The sequence below is a fragment of the Thermohalobaculum sediminis genome (assembly GCF_023487995.1).
GTDB classification, from domain to species: Bacteria; Pseudomonadota; Alphaproteobacteria; order Rhodobacterales; family Rhodobacteraceae; genus Thermohalobaculum; species Thermohalobaculum sediminis.
On record NZ_JAMFKN010000002.1, the window covers coordinates 180,179 to 194,189 of the forward strand.

The 14,011-nt window shown below is 70.8% G+C and carries 11 protein-coding genes and 1 pseudogene; 8 read left to right on the forward strand and 4 right to left on the reverse strand.

The window, feature by feature from the left end; all coding sequences use genetic code 11:
* Nucleotides 1-7: 7 nt before the first annotated feature.
* From M1105_RS04775 to dctP, 3 genes are all read right to left on the reverse strand, one after another.
* Nucleotides 8-1,324 carry a TRAP transporter large permease gene (locus M1105_RS04775; protein WP_249579207.1) on the reverse strand — a complete coding sequence of 439 codons (1,317 nt, stop codon included), beginning with the start codon at nt 1,322-1,324 and terminating at the stop codon, nt 8-10.
* Nucleotides 1,324-1,878: a TRAP transporter small permease gene (locus tag M1105_RS04780; RefSeq protein WP_249579208.1), complete on the reverse strand. Its 555-nt coding sequence runs from the start codon at nt 1,876-1,878 to the stop codon at nt 1,324-1,326. The genes M1105_RS04775 and M1105_RS04780 overlap by 1 nt, the downstream gene beginning before the upstream one ends.
* A gap of 146 nt (nt 1,879-2,024) precedes the next feature.
* Complete coding sequence (gene dctP, locus M1105_RS04785; RefSeq protein ID WP_249579667.1) at nt 2,025-3,008, reverse strand: TRAP transporter substrate-binding protein DctP; 984 nt, start codon at nt 3,006-3,008, stop codon at nt 2,025-2,027.
* A gap of 185 nt (nt 3,009-3,193) precedes the next feature.
* Here dctP and M1105_RS04790 point away from each other — a divergent pair, with 185 nt between their 5' ends.
* Nucleotides 3,194-3,862 carry a GntR family transcriptional regulator gene (locus M1105_RS04790; RefSeq protein WP_249579209.1) on the forward strand — a complete coding sequence of 223 codons (669 nt, stop codon included), beginning with the start codon at nt 3,194-3,196 and terminating at the stop codon, nt 3,860-3,862.
* Between the two features lie 81 nt (nt 3,863-3,943).
* Nucleotides 3,944-4,861, forward strand: a complete 918-nt coding sequence (locus M1105_RS04795; protein WP_249579210.1) for a hypothetical protein — start codon at nt 3,944-3,946, stop codon at nt 4,859-4,861.
* Here M1105_RS04795 and M1105_RS04800 read toward each other — a convergent pair.
* Nucleotides 4,824-5,729 (reverse strand): LysR substrate-binding domain-containing protein, encoded by a 906-nt coding sequence (locus M1105_RS04800; protein WP_249579211.1) that lies wholly within the window; start codon nt 5,727-5,729, stop codon nt 4,824-4,826. The two genes, M1105_RS04795 and M1105_RS04800, sit on opposite strands and share 38 nt — an antisense overlap.
* A 126-nt stretch (nt 5,730-5,855) precedes the next feature.
* Between M1105_RS04800 and acdA the strand changes: the two genes are divergently transcribed.
* The 6 genes and pseudogenes from acdA (at nt 5,856) to M1105_RS04825 (ending at nt 13,986) form a co-directional block, all read left to right on the forward strand.
* Complete coding sequence (acdA, locus tag M1105_RS04805) at nt 5,856-7,070, forward strand: 3-sulfinopropanoyl-CoA desulfinase (RefSeq protein WP_249579212.1); 1,215 nt, start codon at nt 5,856-5,858, stop codon at nt 7,068-7,070.
* 71 nt (nt 7,071-7,141) lie between these two features.
* Entirely contained in the window at nt 7,142-8,308 is a 1,167-nt protein-coding gene (locus M1105_RS04810; RefSeq protein WP_249579213.1) for an iron-containing alcohol dehydrogenase, read from the forward strand.
* 39 nt (nt 8,309-8,347) lie between these two features.
* Nucleotides 8,348-10,240, forward strand: a complete 1,893-nt coding sequence (locus M1105_RS04815) for an adenylate/guanylate cyclase domain-containing protein (RefSeq protein WP_249579214.1) — start codon at nt 8,348-8,350, stop codon at nt 10,238-10,240.
* 107 nt (nt 10,241-10,347) lie between these two features.
* Nucleotides 10,348-10,764, forward strand: a pseudogene (locus M1105_RS20905) (FecR domain-containing protein); the annotation flags it as partial.
* 490 nt (nt 10,765-11,254) lie between these two features.
* The gene (locus M1105_RS04820; protein WP_249579215.1) at nt 11,255-13,627 is read left to right on the forward strand and encodes a TonB-dependent receptor; all 2,373 of its coding nucleotides are present in this window, start codon (nt 11,255-11,257) and stop codon (nt 13,625-13,627) included.
* Nucleotides 13,628-13,671: 44 nt separating this feature from the next.
* Nucleotides 13,672-13,986: a hypothetical protein gene (locus M1105_RS04825; protein ID WP_249579216.1), complete on the forward strand. Its 315-nt coding sequence runs from the start codon at nt 13,672-13,674 to the stop codon at nt 13,984-13,986.
* Nucleotides 13,987-14,011: the final 25 nt, after the last annotated feature.

A 14,011-nucleotide genomic window follows, 5' to 3' on the forward strand; every position in this document is an offset into this window, starting at 1 on the left:
TTCGCCATCAGACCGCGGGCCCCATCACCGCATCGGGGAGCCAGGTCGCGATGCCCGGGAACAGGCAGAGCAGCACGATCGCAAGCACCATGCACAACACGAAGGGCATCGACCCCCACAGGATGGTCTTGAGCTTGATGTCCGGCGCGATACCGTTGATGACATAGAGATTGAGCCCCACGGGCGGCGTGATCAGCCCGATCTCCATGTTGATGGTCACGATCACCGCGAACCAGTAGGGGTCGAAGCCCGACGAGGTCACGATGGGCAAGAGGATCGGGGCCGACATCAGGATCACGGCGACCGGCGGCAGGAAGAAGCCGGCGACCAGCAGGAAGACGTTGATCGCCCCCATCAGCACCCAGCGGTTCACGTCCAACTCGGCGATCCAGCCGGCGATCGACTGGGTGATGAACAGCGACGACAGCATGTAGCTGAAGACGCCGGCCGCGCCGATGATGAACAGGATCATCACGCTCTCGCGCGTCGAGTCGCGCAGCACGACCCAGATCCCGCTGATCGACCACAGCCGGTAGATCAGCACGGCGATCACGATGCACAAGAGCGCGCCCACGGCGGCGGTCTCGGACGGCGTGGCGATGCCGCCATACATCGCGTAGAGCACGCCGAGGATGATCAGCAGGAACGGCAGAACCCGGGGAAGGATCTCGACCCGCTGCGTCCAGGTGAAGCTGCGACCGGACAGCACGTCCAGCCCGCCCTGCCGCCACGTCGAGAAGATCGACCAGGCCATGAACAGCAGGACCAGCAGGACACCCGGCATCACGCCGGCGAGGAACAGCCGCCCGATCGAGGTCTCGGTGGCGATGCCGTAGACGATCATGGTGACCGAGGGTGGGATGAGGATGCCCAGCGTGCCACCCGCCGCGATCGAGCCCGCCGCGACGCCGTCCGGGTAGCCGCGCTTGCGCATCTCGGGGATGCCCATCTTGCCGATCGCGGCGCAGGTGGCAGGCGACGAGCCCGACATCGCGGCAAAGAGCGCACAGGCTCCGAGGTTCGACACCACGAGGCCCCCTGGCACCCGGGTGAGCCAGCGGTCGAGCGCCTCGTAGAGATCCGCCCCCGCCCGGGTCGAGGCGATCGCCGCCCCCATGATGATGAACATCGGGATCGACAGCAGCGCGAAATTGTCGAGCTCGCCGAAAAAGATCTCGGGCATTAGCTCGACCGAGCGCATGCCATCGAAGGCAAGCAGGAAGCCGCCCGCCACGATCAGAAGCCCGGTCGCGACCGAGACGCCCGAGAACAGGACGGCGATGGTGGCAAGAGCGACGAGAACGCCAATCGTCAACGGGTCCATCACTTGTCCTCCGACAGTCCGAAGGGCCGCTCGATGCCCGTGAGGAGTGCGTAGAAATCCGCGGCGAGTTGCAGGAGATAGAGCCCGAAGCCCACCGGCAGAACGAGGTAGGGCACCCAAAGCTTCGGCGCCCACACGGTGTCCGAGCGCCAGTTGCGCTCCCACGCCACGTGCCAGAGGTCGAAGCCGTACCAGAACATCACAGCGGTCACGACGATCCCCGCGCCTAGGGTGACGATCGCCAGCGCGAAGCGCGCGCCGCGCGGCAGCATCATCGGCACGAGATCGACGTTCACATGGCCGCGCAGGCGCTGCACGTAAGGAAGCCCGATCATCGTGGCCCCGACCATGAGGTAGATCACCGCCTCGGTCTGCCAGATCGTCGACTGGCCCATCACGAAGCGGACCCAGATCATCTGGCAGGTCACGATCACCGAGGCGACGATCATCAGCGCCGCGAGCACGCCGCAGGCGGTCGAGATCATCCCGATTGCGCGCAGGACGGGGTTTCCGCCGTCGCGCGCAACCGTGAGAGTGGGGGAATGGCCGGACATCGCTGTGTCTATCCCGGTCTGGGTTCGGGCGCGGTCCCGCCATCATCGGCGCTGCCGGGCCCTTGCGTCTTGCGCGCGGCGCGCGAGGCGCCGCCGTGTCAAAGGTGGCGGCGGCGCCGGCGACGGGCCGGCGCCGCCGCGCGCGGTCACTCGACCGAGAGGGCGAGGTCGAGCAGCTCCTGCCCGTTCGCGACCTTGCTCACGAAGCTCTTGTACGAGGTCTCCTTCGCAAGCTCGCGCCAGGCGTTGAACTCGGCCTCGGTCATCTGGTGGATCTCGACGCCCGCATCGGCGAACACCTTCGCGGCGGCGGCATCCTCTTTCTTCGCCTCATCGAGGTAGAAGGCCTCGGCCTTCTTCGCGCCCTTCACGAGCGCGGACTTCTGCGCGTCGGTCAGCCCGTCGAAGGTCGACTTGTTCATCAGCAGCGGCTGGTACATGAACCACAGCGCATAGTCGCCCGCCGGCGTGAAGCACTTCGACTGCTCGTAGAGCCGGAAGCTCACGAAGCTCGAGGACGAGGTGTTGACCGCGTCGAGCACGCCCGTCTGCATCGCGTTGTAGATTTCGGACGAGGCCATCGAGGCGATCGAGGCTCCGGCACCCGCCAGCATCTCCTCGAACGCCTTGCCGGCCGAGCGCATCTGCAGGCCCTTCACGTCCGCGGGGGCCGAGACGCACTTGTCCTTCCCGGCGAAGCCGCCCGCGAGGTAGCCATGCACCAGCACCATGACGTCGTCCTGCGCCATGATCTCCTCGATCTTCTGCATGAAGGCCGATTCGTTGAGGCGCGCCGCGTGGTCATGGTTCTTCACCAGGCCGGGCATCAGGGTGAGGTTGTATTCCGGGCGCTGGCCGCCCGCGTAGGAGAGCGGATAGACGGTCATGTCGAGCTGGCCGCGCGACAGCGGGTTGTACTGCTCCTGCGCCTTGAACAGCGAGCCCGTCGGGAAGATCTGGATCGAGAGATCGACATTCGCCTCGGCGACGTGGTTGGCGACGATCTCGGCCACCTTGTGGCGCACGTCGCTGGTTGCCCACTGATGGCTCAGGCGAAGCTCGGCGGCATCGGCCGCGCCGGCGGTGAGAGCGACCGCAATGACGGCGGCGGCGGTCGCGCGGAAGTTCATGAACATGGTGTCCTCCCTTGGACGGGCGGCTTGGGCGCCCTCTTCGCTGCTGGCGGGGGCAGAGGGCCCGCCGCTGGGGAAGGCATATGGGGCAAAAATGCATGAGTCAACGAAATTGTATACAAGGATTTGTCTTTGGCATTCACTTGAGCTATGAGAGGTCGAGACTTCCCCGGAGCCTTCCGATGAGCGAGCGCCGCGCCGACCTGCTGCACGACAAGATCGAGGACCTGATCCTGACGGGAGACCTCGCGCCCGGCGACCGGCTCGACGAGGTCTCGCTGGCGACGCGCTTCGGCGTCTCGCGAACGCCGATCCGCGAGGCGCTGATGCAGCTCGCGGCGACCGGGCTGATCGAGCTGCGCCCACGGCGCGGCGCGGTGGTCGCCGAGGTCGGGCCGAAACGGATGGTCGAGATGTTCGAGGTGATGGCCGAGCTCGAGGCGATCTGCGCGCGGCTTGCCGCGCGGCGCGCGACGCCGGCCGACGAGGAGCGGATCGGCGCGCATCACCGCGCCTGCGCCGCCGCCGCCGCGGCATCCGACGAGGACGCCTACTACTACGAGAACGAGGAGTTCCACGAGGCGATCGACGCCGCCGCGCATCAGGAGTTCCTCTCCGAGCAGACCCGCGCCCTGCGGCGCCGGCTCAAGCCCTACCGGCGCCTGCAGCTGCGCTCCCGCGGCCGGGTGCGGAACTCGTTCGACGAGCACGAGGCGGTGGTCCGCGCAATCCTCGCGCATGACGCGGACGCGGCGGCCGAGGCGATGCGCGCGCACATCGTCGTGCAGGGCGAGCGGTTCACCGACCTCCTTGCCTCGCTCGAGGCGCCCCGCGCGGCGCGGGCGCGATGAGGCCGCAGCCGCGATGGAGCGCCACTTGACGTCAGGCGCCGCCTCGGAAAGCCATGTGCGGCCGGGGCGGGGCGAGGCCGTATGACCCTGCTCGGATGGATCGGCGGGCGGGCGCGCTGGATCATGGCGGCCGGGGTGCTGGCGGGGCTGGTGCTGCCCTCGGCAGCCGCGGCGCTGCGCCCGTTCCTGCCGGCGCTGGTGGTCCTGATCTTCGCGGTCGCGGTGTCGCGCCTCGACCTTCGGCCCGCGGTCCGGCGCGCGGCCACCGGGCGGGGCGCCGCGCGACTCGCGCTCTGGGTCAGCGGCTTTCTGGTGGCGACGCCGGCGGTTCTGTGGATGGCCGGCCATGCGCTGAGACTCGACGAGGGGGCGATCGCCGCCCTCGTCTACACCGGTGCCGCGCCGCCGATCACGTCATCCGCCGCGATCTGCCTGATGCTCGGCCTCAACGGGCTGTTCGCGCTTGAAATCACGGTGGTCGCGAGCGCGCTGACCCCGCTGATCGGCCCCGCCGTGGTGCGCCTCCTGCTGGGCGAGGCGGTTCCGCTCGACGCCGTGACGCTGGGGCTCAGGACCGGGGCGATGATCGTCCTCGGCACGCTGCTGGGGCTCGGCCTGCGGCGTCTCGTCGGGCCCGAGCGCATCGCGCGCGAGAACCGGGCCTTCGACGGGCTGGCGGCGCTGACGATGGTGACCTTCGTGCTGCCTCTGTTCGACGGCGTGCGCGACATGCTGCTGGCGGACCCGCTGCACGGGCTGTGGGTGTTCGGCCTTGCGGTGGCGGTGAACTTCGGGATGCAGGTCGCCGCCGCTTGGACGGTGCATCGCGGCCTCGGGCCCGGCGAGGCCGGCGCGGCGGGGTTCATGTGGGGCAACCGGACGGTCGCGATCTACCTCGCGGCGCTGCCGCCGGATCCGGGATTCACACTCTTCGTGGCGCTCTACCAGATCCCGATGCTGTTCACGCCGCTCCTGATGCGGCGGATTCTGGCGCGCTGACGCCCGCGGCCGCACGCACCAGCTCGGTGTGCAGGGCCGCGACGACATGCGCCCGGGGATGGGCCTCGCGCTCGATCACGCAGAGCCGCCGTATGGCGTCCTCGCCCTCGAGCGGCAGGCGACGCAGGCTGTCCGCGCCGGACGCCGCGCCAGCCCGCGCCGGCACCACGGACACGCCGAGGCCCGCGCGCACCAGCGCCTCGACAGCGTCTAGCGCGTCGACCTCCATCGCCTCGCGAGGGCGCAGGCCCCGCCGTGCCAGGACGCGCTCGATCTGCTGGCCCGCCCAGGTCTTGCGGCTGAACCAGATGAAGGGATACCGCGCGATCAGGTCGGCGAGCTCGGCGCCCTCCATCCCGGGCGAGGCGATCAGCTGAAGCGGCTCGGCGCTGACGTGGCGCGCGGCAAGCCCCTCGGGCAACAGCGCGGGTTCGGTGACGAGGGCGGCGTCGAGCTCGCCCGCCCGCACCGCCTGCGCAAGATCGCCCGACAGGCCCGAGCGCACCCGGATCGCAAGCTGCGGGTGCGCCGCCTGCAGCCGGGCCAGCGCGGGCGGCAGGGGATGGACCAGCGCGGTGGGCACCACCCCCAGCGCCAGCGAGCCCGCAAGCCCCCCCTCCGCGCCAAGCGCGCGGATCTCGTCGACGATGTGCCCGATGCGCCGCGCCTGCTCGACAAGCGCAAGGCCCCGGTCCGTCAGGCGCGGCGGACGCAGGCTGCGATCGGCCAGCAAGACGCCAAGCTCGTCCTCGAGGGCCTTCATCTGAAGGCTCACCGCCGAATGGCTTAGCCCCATCGCCTCGCCCGCGGCAGTGAAGCTGCCCTGTTCGGCGATTGCAACGAGCGTTCGAAGCTGACGCAGATTCATGCGGAACCGGCTTAATCGTGAGTTTTATTAAACAAGACTGTCAGAAGATCTCATTCCGGTTTGAGCTTGGAACATATGTATCATCGTCACGAGAACGTGAATAGTATGAACGTGCGGGAGGCCAGGATGTCGGATCCGAGCAGGAATGAGGACGCGATCCGCCGAACGGCGCGCCATCTCGCAGAAACCGTTTTTTCACAACGGGCGGCCGGGATCGATCGCGACGAGCGATACCCGTGGGAGAACGTCGAGGCGCTGCGCGACGCGGGCCTCGCGGGCATGACCATCCCGATCGCGCTGGGCGGCCGCGGTGCGTCGCTCATGGCCGCGGTGCTGGCGGTGAGCGAGATCGCCCGGCACTGCGCAGTCACCGCGCGCATCGTGGTCGAGACCAACATGGGCGCGATCGGGGCCATCCTCGCCTATGGCACTCCCGCCCAGAAACAGCTTGCCGCCGATCTGGTGCTGGCCGGCGACAAGCCCGCGATCTGCATCACCGAGCCGGGCGCGGGTTCGGCCGCGACGCAGATGACCACGACCGCGCGCCGGGTGGCCGGAGGCTATGTCCTCGACGGGCGCAAGCACTGGATCACCGGCGGCGGGGTGTCGCGCCTGCACCTGATCTTCGCCCGCGTGGTCGAGGGCGGCCGGGCGCGCGGGATCGGCGCGTTCCTCGCGCTTGGCGGCAGCAAGGGGCTCGAGGTCGGCCGCCGCGAGCCCACCATGGGCCTGCGCGGCATCCCCGAGACCGAGATCCTGCTCGACGGCCTGTTCGTGCCGGACGACATGGCGCTGATCCCCGACGGCGATCCCGCGCACGGCTTCGCGAAGCTGATGACCGCCTATAACGGCCAGAGGGTCGGCGCGGCGTCAGTTGCGCTGGGATTGGGCCAGGGGGCCTTCGCGCTGGCCCGCGACCACCTGCTCGAGCGCGAGCAGTTCGGCCGTCCGCTGGCCGAGTTCCAGGGACTGCAATGGATGCTCGCGGACATGTCGGTGGGGCTCGCGGCGGCCGAGGCGCTGGTGTGGCGCGCCGCGCGGTCGGCGCCGGAGGGCGGGTTCCCCGACATGACGGCCGCGGCGCAGGCCAAGATCCTCGCGGCCGAGACGGCGGTGAAGGTGACGAACGACGCGCTCCAGATGCACGGTGCGGCGGGGTATTCCCGCAGCCAACCGCTCGAGCGGATGGTGCGCGACGCGCGCATGTTCACGATCGGGGGCGGCACGGCGCAAATCCTGCGCACGCAGGTCGCGAGCGCCGAGCTGGGGCTGAAGCTGCCGCAGACCCGCGCCGGGCGCGGCGACATGCCGGCCACGCCGATGACCGCCGCCAGCGGCTGAGCGGGGGTTGCAAGCGGCGCGCGCATCGTTTCATCTGGGGCGTCTGAAAGCCGCGCCGGAGACAGGCTGCCATGACGCCCTTCACCTTCCAGACGACCCCCCGCATCGTCGCGGGCCCGGGCTCGGCCGAACAGGCGGGCGAGATCCTTGCCGGGCTGGGCTGCCGGACGGTCGCGCTGGTGAGCGATCCGGGCGTGATCGGCGCGGGCCTCACCGACGCCGCGCGCGCCAGCCTCGCGAGCCACGGGCTGAGCCTGTTCATCTGGTCCGACGTGGTGGCCGATCCGCCGGAGGCCAAGGTCCTCGCGGCCGTCGTGGCGTGCAGGGCCGCCGGGGTCGATGGCGTCCTGTCGATCGGCGGCGGATCGCCGATGGACACGGCCAAGCTGGTGGCGGTGCTGCTGGGCCGGGACCAGCCGCTTGCAGGGATGTACGGCATCGGCAACGTGTCGGGCGCGCGCGTGCCGCTCGTGCTCGTGCCCACCACCGCGGGGACCGGGTCCGAGGTCACCCCGATCGCCATCGTCACCACCGGCGACGCCGAGAAGAAGGGGGTCGTCGCGCCGCAGCTCCTGCCCGACGCCGCGATCCTCGATGCCGCGCTGACCACCGGGCTGCCGGCCGAGGTGACCGCCGCGACCGGGATCGACGCGATGGTCCACGCCATCGAGGCCTTCACCTCGCGGCACCGCAAGAACCCGGTCTCGGACTGCCTCGCCCGCGAGGCGCTGCGGCTGCTTGGCGCCAACATCCGCCGCGCGGTGGCCGAGCCGGGCGATCTCGACGCGCGCGGCGCGATGCTGCTGGGCTCGATGCTGGCCGGGATGGCCTTCGCCAATGCCCCGGTCGCGGCCGTCCATGCGCTGGCCTACCCGCTCGGCGGGCACTTCAAGGTGCCGCATGGCCTGTCGAACGCCGTGGTCCTGCCCTACGTGCTCGACTTCAACCGTGGCGATCCCACGGGCACCGCCGAGGCCATGTATGCCGAGCTCGCGCCCCTGATCTTCCCCGAGCTCGCCGCCCATGACCCCGAGATGCGGGTGTCGGGGCTGATCGGCAACCTCGCAGCGCTGGGGCCCGAGCTGGGGATGCGCACCCGCCTCTCGGACATGGGCGTCAGTCACAACCACCTGCCAATGCTGGCCGAGGACGCGATGAAGCAGACCCGGCTCCTGGTCAACAACCCGCGGGAAATGACGCTCGAGGCCGCGCTCGGCATCTATGAACGCGCCCTCTGACCATCGCCGCGCCGGGCCGGCGCGGCCGCGCGGCGGCGGATGAGGCGCGCGCTCCCGCAGCTCCTGGCGGCGGCCGCGTTCGGGCTGGTGCTGGCCGCGTTCCTCGCCAGCGGGCAGGGGCAGCGTCTCGAGCGCAATGTCGGGCTGGCGGCGCTCTACGCCCTGCGCGGCAGCGTCGAGGTGCCGCCCGAGGCGCTGGTGATCGCGCTCGACCAGAAGTCAAGCGACTGGCTCGCCTTTCACGCCGGCGACTTCGCGCGGGTCTCGGACGGCCTGCCGCGCTGCCTGCCCGAGACGACGCGCGCGACGCTCGGGCGGCTCCGCAACGTCAGCGACATGCCGCGCGGGATCCATGCCTGCCTGCTTGACGAGCTTGGACGGCGGGGCGCGCGGCTGGTCGTCTTCGACATCCTGTTCAGCATCGAGACCCCCGACGACGCGGCGCTGGCGGCGGCGATCCGCGCCGGCCCGCCCGTCGTGCTGTTCGAGCGCATCCGCGACGCGGTCGAGCAGGGCGCAGGCCGCGGCAGCATCGCGCCCCCGCAGCGCGTCCGCCCACGCCCGATATTCGCCGAAGCCGCCGCAGCGACCGGATCGTTCCTCGTCAATGCGCCGAGCGGAAACTTCGTCGAGGGCTACATCACGCGGACAGCCGATTTCCCCGACCTCGCGGCATTGCCCGACATCGCCGCCGCCCTGCATCGCGGCGAGCCCGCGCCCGCGCCGCCCGCGACCGGGCCCGCGGTGCAGCCGATCTGGCTCTACGGACCGCCGCGCGCGATCCCGACCTGGAGCCTGCGCGACATCTTCGACCGCGCAAGCGACCGCCCGCTGCCCGGCGACCTGAGCGGAACCACCGTCTTCATCGGCGTCTCGGACCCCGAGTTCCTCGGCACCAAGGATCACTTCAAGATCCCGATCTCCGATCGGCGCGCCAACGACATCGGCGGCGTCGAGCTTGGCGCCGCTGCCTTTCTCAACCTGCTTCACGGCGACCTACTGGACCGCCCCGAGCGGATGGCGGCGGCTGGCATCGTCGCGGCATTCGGCCTGCTCGGCGCCCTCGCCGTGCAGTTCGTCGGCGGCTGGCATGGCCTCGCCCTCGTCGTCGCCCTGGGCGCCGGCTACGGTCTGGCCGGCTTCGCGGCGTTCGTCGGCGCCCGCATCTGGCTTCCTTACGCGACGCCGCTGTTCGTGGGCGTGCCGGCGCTGGTGCTCTGGGCGCTGATCGCGCGCTACGCGCTGGCGCGACGCATGGTGGCGCGGCTCGCTCCCCGGCCGATGGCGATCCGGCTGCTCGACCGGCCGGAGCGGGCAAGCCGCGTGCTGAGGACCGAGACGGTGACCGTGCTCTATACCGATCTGGTCGGATCGACCGGCCTTGGCGACCGCCTCGACCCCACGAGCTATAGCGCCGTGATCAACCACTACTACGAACGCGCGACGGCGGCGGTCGAGGCCGAGGGCGGGATGGTCGTCGAGTTCATGGGCGACGGCATCCTCGCGGCCTTCACCGAGAGCGTGACCGGCCCCCGCCATGCCGCCGCGGGCTGCGCGGCGGCGCGCCGTCTCAGCCGGATGATGCAGCAGGACGCCGCCATGGACGGCGCCAACCCCGGCGGGCGGCAGCGGCTGCGCATGGGCGTGCACACCGGCACAGCCTCGACCGGCGGCATGGGTCCGGCCCATCGCTTCAATTTCAAGGTTCTGGGTGACGCGGTGAACACCGCCGCCCGGCTCGAACAGCTCGGCAAGGCGCTCGACGACGGCGAGCGCGACGTTATCCTGCTCTCTCAGACCGCGCGCGACGCCGGGGGCCTGCCCGACGAGGCAGTGGAGAGCCTTGGCGAGTTCGCGCTGCGCGGAAAAAGGGACGCAATGCAGGTGTTCCGCCTGCTTGACATGTCGACAAGCCCGGCAAAGCCCCGATAAGTTCGGCCGGACATGGGGAGCCGGACCACGGACGGCCGCGATGCTTCTGCGTTGCGGTCGTGTTGTCTTGTTTGTTCGCGGATCAGCGGTTGCGCGGGGATGGGCGGATGAAGTGGAACCATGTGTCGCGTCTTGTTGCCATCGCCATTGCACTCGGCGCGGGGACGCCGGGCGCCGCCTCCGCCGACGCGAGCTGCGCGACCGGGCAGGGCGCCGAGATCGTCGCCATCAGCGGCGAGGTCGCGATCGTCCCGCGCGAAGGCGCAGCGCGGCAGGCGGCGCTCGGGGATCTCATCTGTCCGGACGACACGGTCCGCGCCGGCGACGACGGCCGCGTCGAGCTGCGCTTCAGCGCCGACGAGACCACGATCGGCCTCGCCCGCAACAGCGAGGTGCGGATCCCCGAACGCGCCGACGGCGAGGCGAATGTCGAGCTGAGCTCGGGCCTCATGCGGTTCATCAGCTCGGTCCGCGGCTTCTTCTCGATCGACACCCGCCACGCCAATGCCGGCATCGACGGCACCGAGGCCGTCGTGGCGACCGGCGCCGCGGGCACGCTCGTCATGGTCGCCGAGGGGGACGTGACGATGCGCGGCCAGGCGGGCGCGCAACTCGCCCTGCCCGCCGGCGCCGCGGGGTTCGCCGCGCCCGGCCAAGCGCCGCGCCCGGCTGGCGAGGCGGCACTGCCGCCCGCCTTCCGCGCGCTCCTCGTCGCGCCCGAGGCCGCGTCGGACTGGGCGATCCACTTTCCGCCGATCCTGCTCGCGGGCGGCAGCGACCCGGAATTGGCGGAGGCCGCGCGCCGGCTCGACGCGGGCGATCCCGACGGGGCAGAGGCGCTTCTCGCCGGCCGCGACGACGCGCGCGCCCTCGCGCTGGGGGCGGTCGCGGCGATCCTGCGCAACCGCGCGGCCGAAGGCGCGGCGCTGGCCGCGCGGGCGGTCGAGACCGATCCGGGCCTTGGCGCCGCGCATGTGGCGCAGAGCTATGCGCTCCAGGCGCAGGGCGACGTGGATGCGGCGCTCGCCGCGGCAGCGCGGGCCGTCACCGTGGCGCCCGGCGACGGCTTCGCGCGCGCGGCTGGCCGAACTGCGCTTCATCGCGGGCGATCCCGTGGGCGCGGGGCGCATGGCGGCCGAGGCGCTCGCGATCGAGCCCACCTCGCTCGCCCATGCCATCCAGGGCTTCGCCCGGTTGCACGCCAACGACTACGAGGCGGCGGCCTCGGCCTTCGCCGCAGGTGTCGCGCTCGACAGCGAGGACCCCACGCCGCGCATCGGCGAGGCCATGCTGGCGATCCGCCGGGGCGACATTGCCGCCGGGCGGCGCGCGCTCGAGCTTGCCGCGAGCCTCGATCCCCGCCGCGCCGCCACGCGCGACCTGCTCGGCCGCGCCTACGACCAGGAGGGGCTGCCGCACAAGGCGCTCTCGCAGCTCGACCTCGCCATCGCGCGCGACCCCGACGACCCGGCGCCGCGGCTGTCCCGGGCCGAGGTGCTGTTCGCCGAGAACCGACCCGTCGCGGCTCTGGCCGATCTGCGCGCCGCCGAGCAGCGCGCGGGCGCGCGGAGCGTGCTGCGCTCGGCCCGCGGCCTTGGCGAGGACCGAGCGATCCGTGGCGCAGCGATCGCCCGGACCTACGACACGCTGGGCTTTACCGAGCAGGCGGTGCGCGAGGGCGCGCGCGGCGCCGAGCAGGACCCGGCCAACGCCGCGGCCCACCGGGTTCTGGCGGACGTGCTGCGCGGGCGCGAGAACGCCGACACGGCGCGCGCGAGCTCGGCCTTCCGCGCCCAGGTGTTCGAGCCGCCTTCCACCGCCCCGATCCAGCCGTCGCTGACCGAGTCGGACCTCGCGCTGCTGAACGGCCCCGGCGCGACGCGGCCGAGCTTTGCCGAGCTTTCGCCCTTCTTCGAGTCCGACGGCATGCGCGCGGATCTTCTCGGCTTTGGCGGCACGCAGTCGACGTTCGGCGACGAGGCGTCGTTCACCGCGCTCCATCGCGGCGTGGCCGTGGGCGTGGGCCAGTTCCATTACCAGACGGACGGCTTCCGGACGAACAACGACGTCCGGCATGACGTGGTGAGCGTGCGGCTTAAGGGGCAGGCGACGCCCTGGCTCGACCTGTTCGGCGAATATCGCTACCGCAGCATGGATGGCGGCGACCGCACGCTGGAATTCGACCTGCGCGACGTGGACGAAAGCGTCGAGATCCGCGACGAGCGCAATCTCTTCCGGCTGGGCGGACATGCGCGGATCGGCGCCGACCACGATGTCGCGGTGGTCGGAACCTACATCCGCACCAATGACGGCCGGCGCTCGGGGGAGGGCACGCCCGCCGTGCCGTTCCTGATCTCGGCCGGCCATTCCGAGAGCTTCAACCTTCAGGCTCAGCATGTCGGCCGCTTCGGGCCGCTTTCGACGGTCGCCGGCCTCTCCTACGACGACTTCGAAGGGGATGCCGTAGCGATCCTCGATTTCGGCGGCAGCGGCTTCGCGCTGCCCCCGCTCGCGATCGAGCAGAGCCGGGTCTCGGCCTATCTCTATGGCACCTGGCTGATCGACAATCCCGGCCCATTCGCGGCGCTGGAGCTGACGGGCGGTGTCAGCTTCGACAGGCTCGACACCGACCTGCCCCGCGATGCCGACCTCACGCGCGCCAATCCCAAGGTCGGCGCGCGGCTCGAGGTGGTCGAGGGCGTGACGCTGCGCGGCGCCTATACCCGGACCGTGCAGCACGCGCAGCCTGCCGACGAGCGGCTCGAGCCGGTGACCGTCGCGGGTTTCGTGCAGTATATCGACCAGTTCAGCGGCTCGGTGGTGAATCAGGCCGGCGTCGGGCTCGACGCGGCGCTGACCGGCTGGCTCGACATCGGCGCCGAGGGCGTCCGGCGCTGGATCGACGTGAACCCGCTCATTACCGAGGGCGACACCGACGAGCTCGAGATCCGCGCCTATCTCAACGCCACCTTCCTCGAGCGTTTCGCGGCGCGGCTCGATGTCCGGCATCTCGACGCCGAATCGTCGGGCTCGGCGCTTGCCAACGATCTCGGCCGCTTCGAGGTCACCGAGGTCACCGCCGGGCTCGGCTGGTTCCACCCGAGCGGCTTCTTTGCGAGCGGCCGTGCCGGCATCGGGTGGACGGAGTTCGTCAACCGCAGGAACAGCTTCCGCGACCGGGGTTCGGACATCTTCCCGATCACCGAGCTCTCGCTCGGCTATCGCCTGCCCGACCGGCGGGGCGTGCTGAGCCTCGATCTGATGAACGTGGTGGATGCCGATTTCGGCTTTGAGGACCGGCCCATCGAGGGCGTCACCGTCCCGGTCGCCGCACCACGATTCGCGCGTGATTTTGCAGCCTTGGCGAGGTTAAGGTTGCGTTTCTGAGCGGATCTTTGCCCACTTTGCACTTTTTTGGGGGACAGACGAGAATGACGAGAACGGGCCTTGTCGGCGGCCTTGCCGCCGCCGGCATCCTGCTGCCGATGGCGGGCGACGCGCAGACCTGCACCCAGCTTCCGCTGGCCGAGACATGCGAGGCGCGCGGCGTGACCCTGATCGACCGCAGGGTGCCCGGGACAAGGGGCGACGTGGTCTGCCAGTCCGGCCCGGCGAACCCGGGCAAGGTGCAGTATGACACCTACATCTACCAGTGGGGCTACGAGTTCTACAGCTGCAGCCGCTATCGAAGCTGCACTTGGGTGCGCAACAACGACATGGAGGCGTGGACGGCCTTCTGCAACTGACCGGCGCATGAGCCGGCGCCCGGCC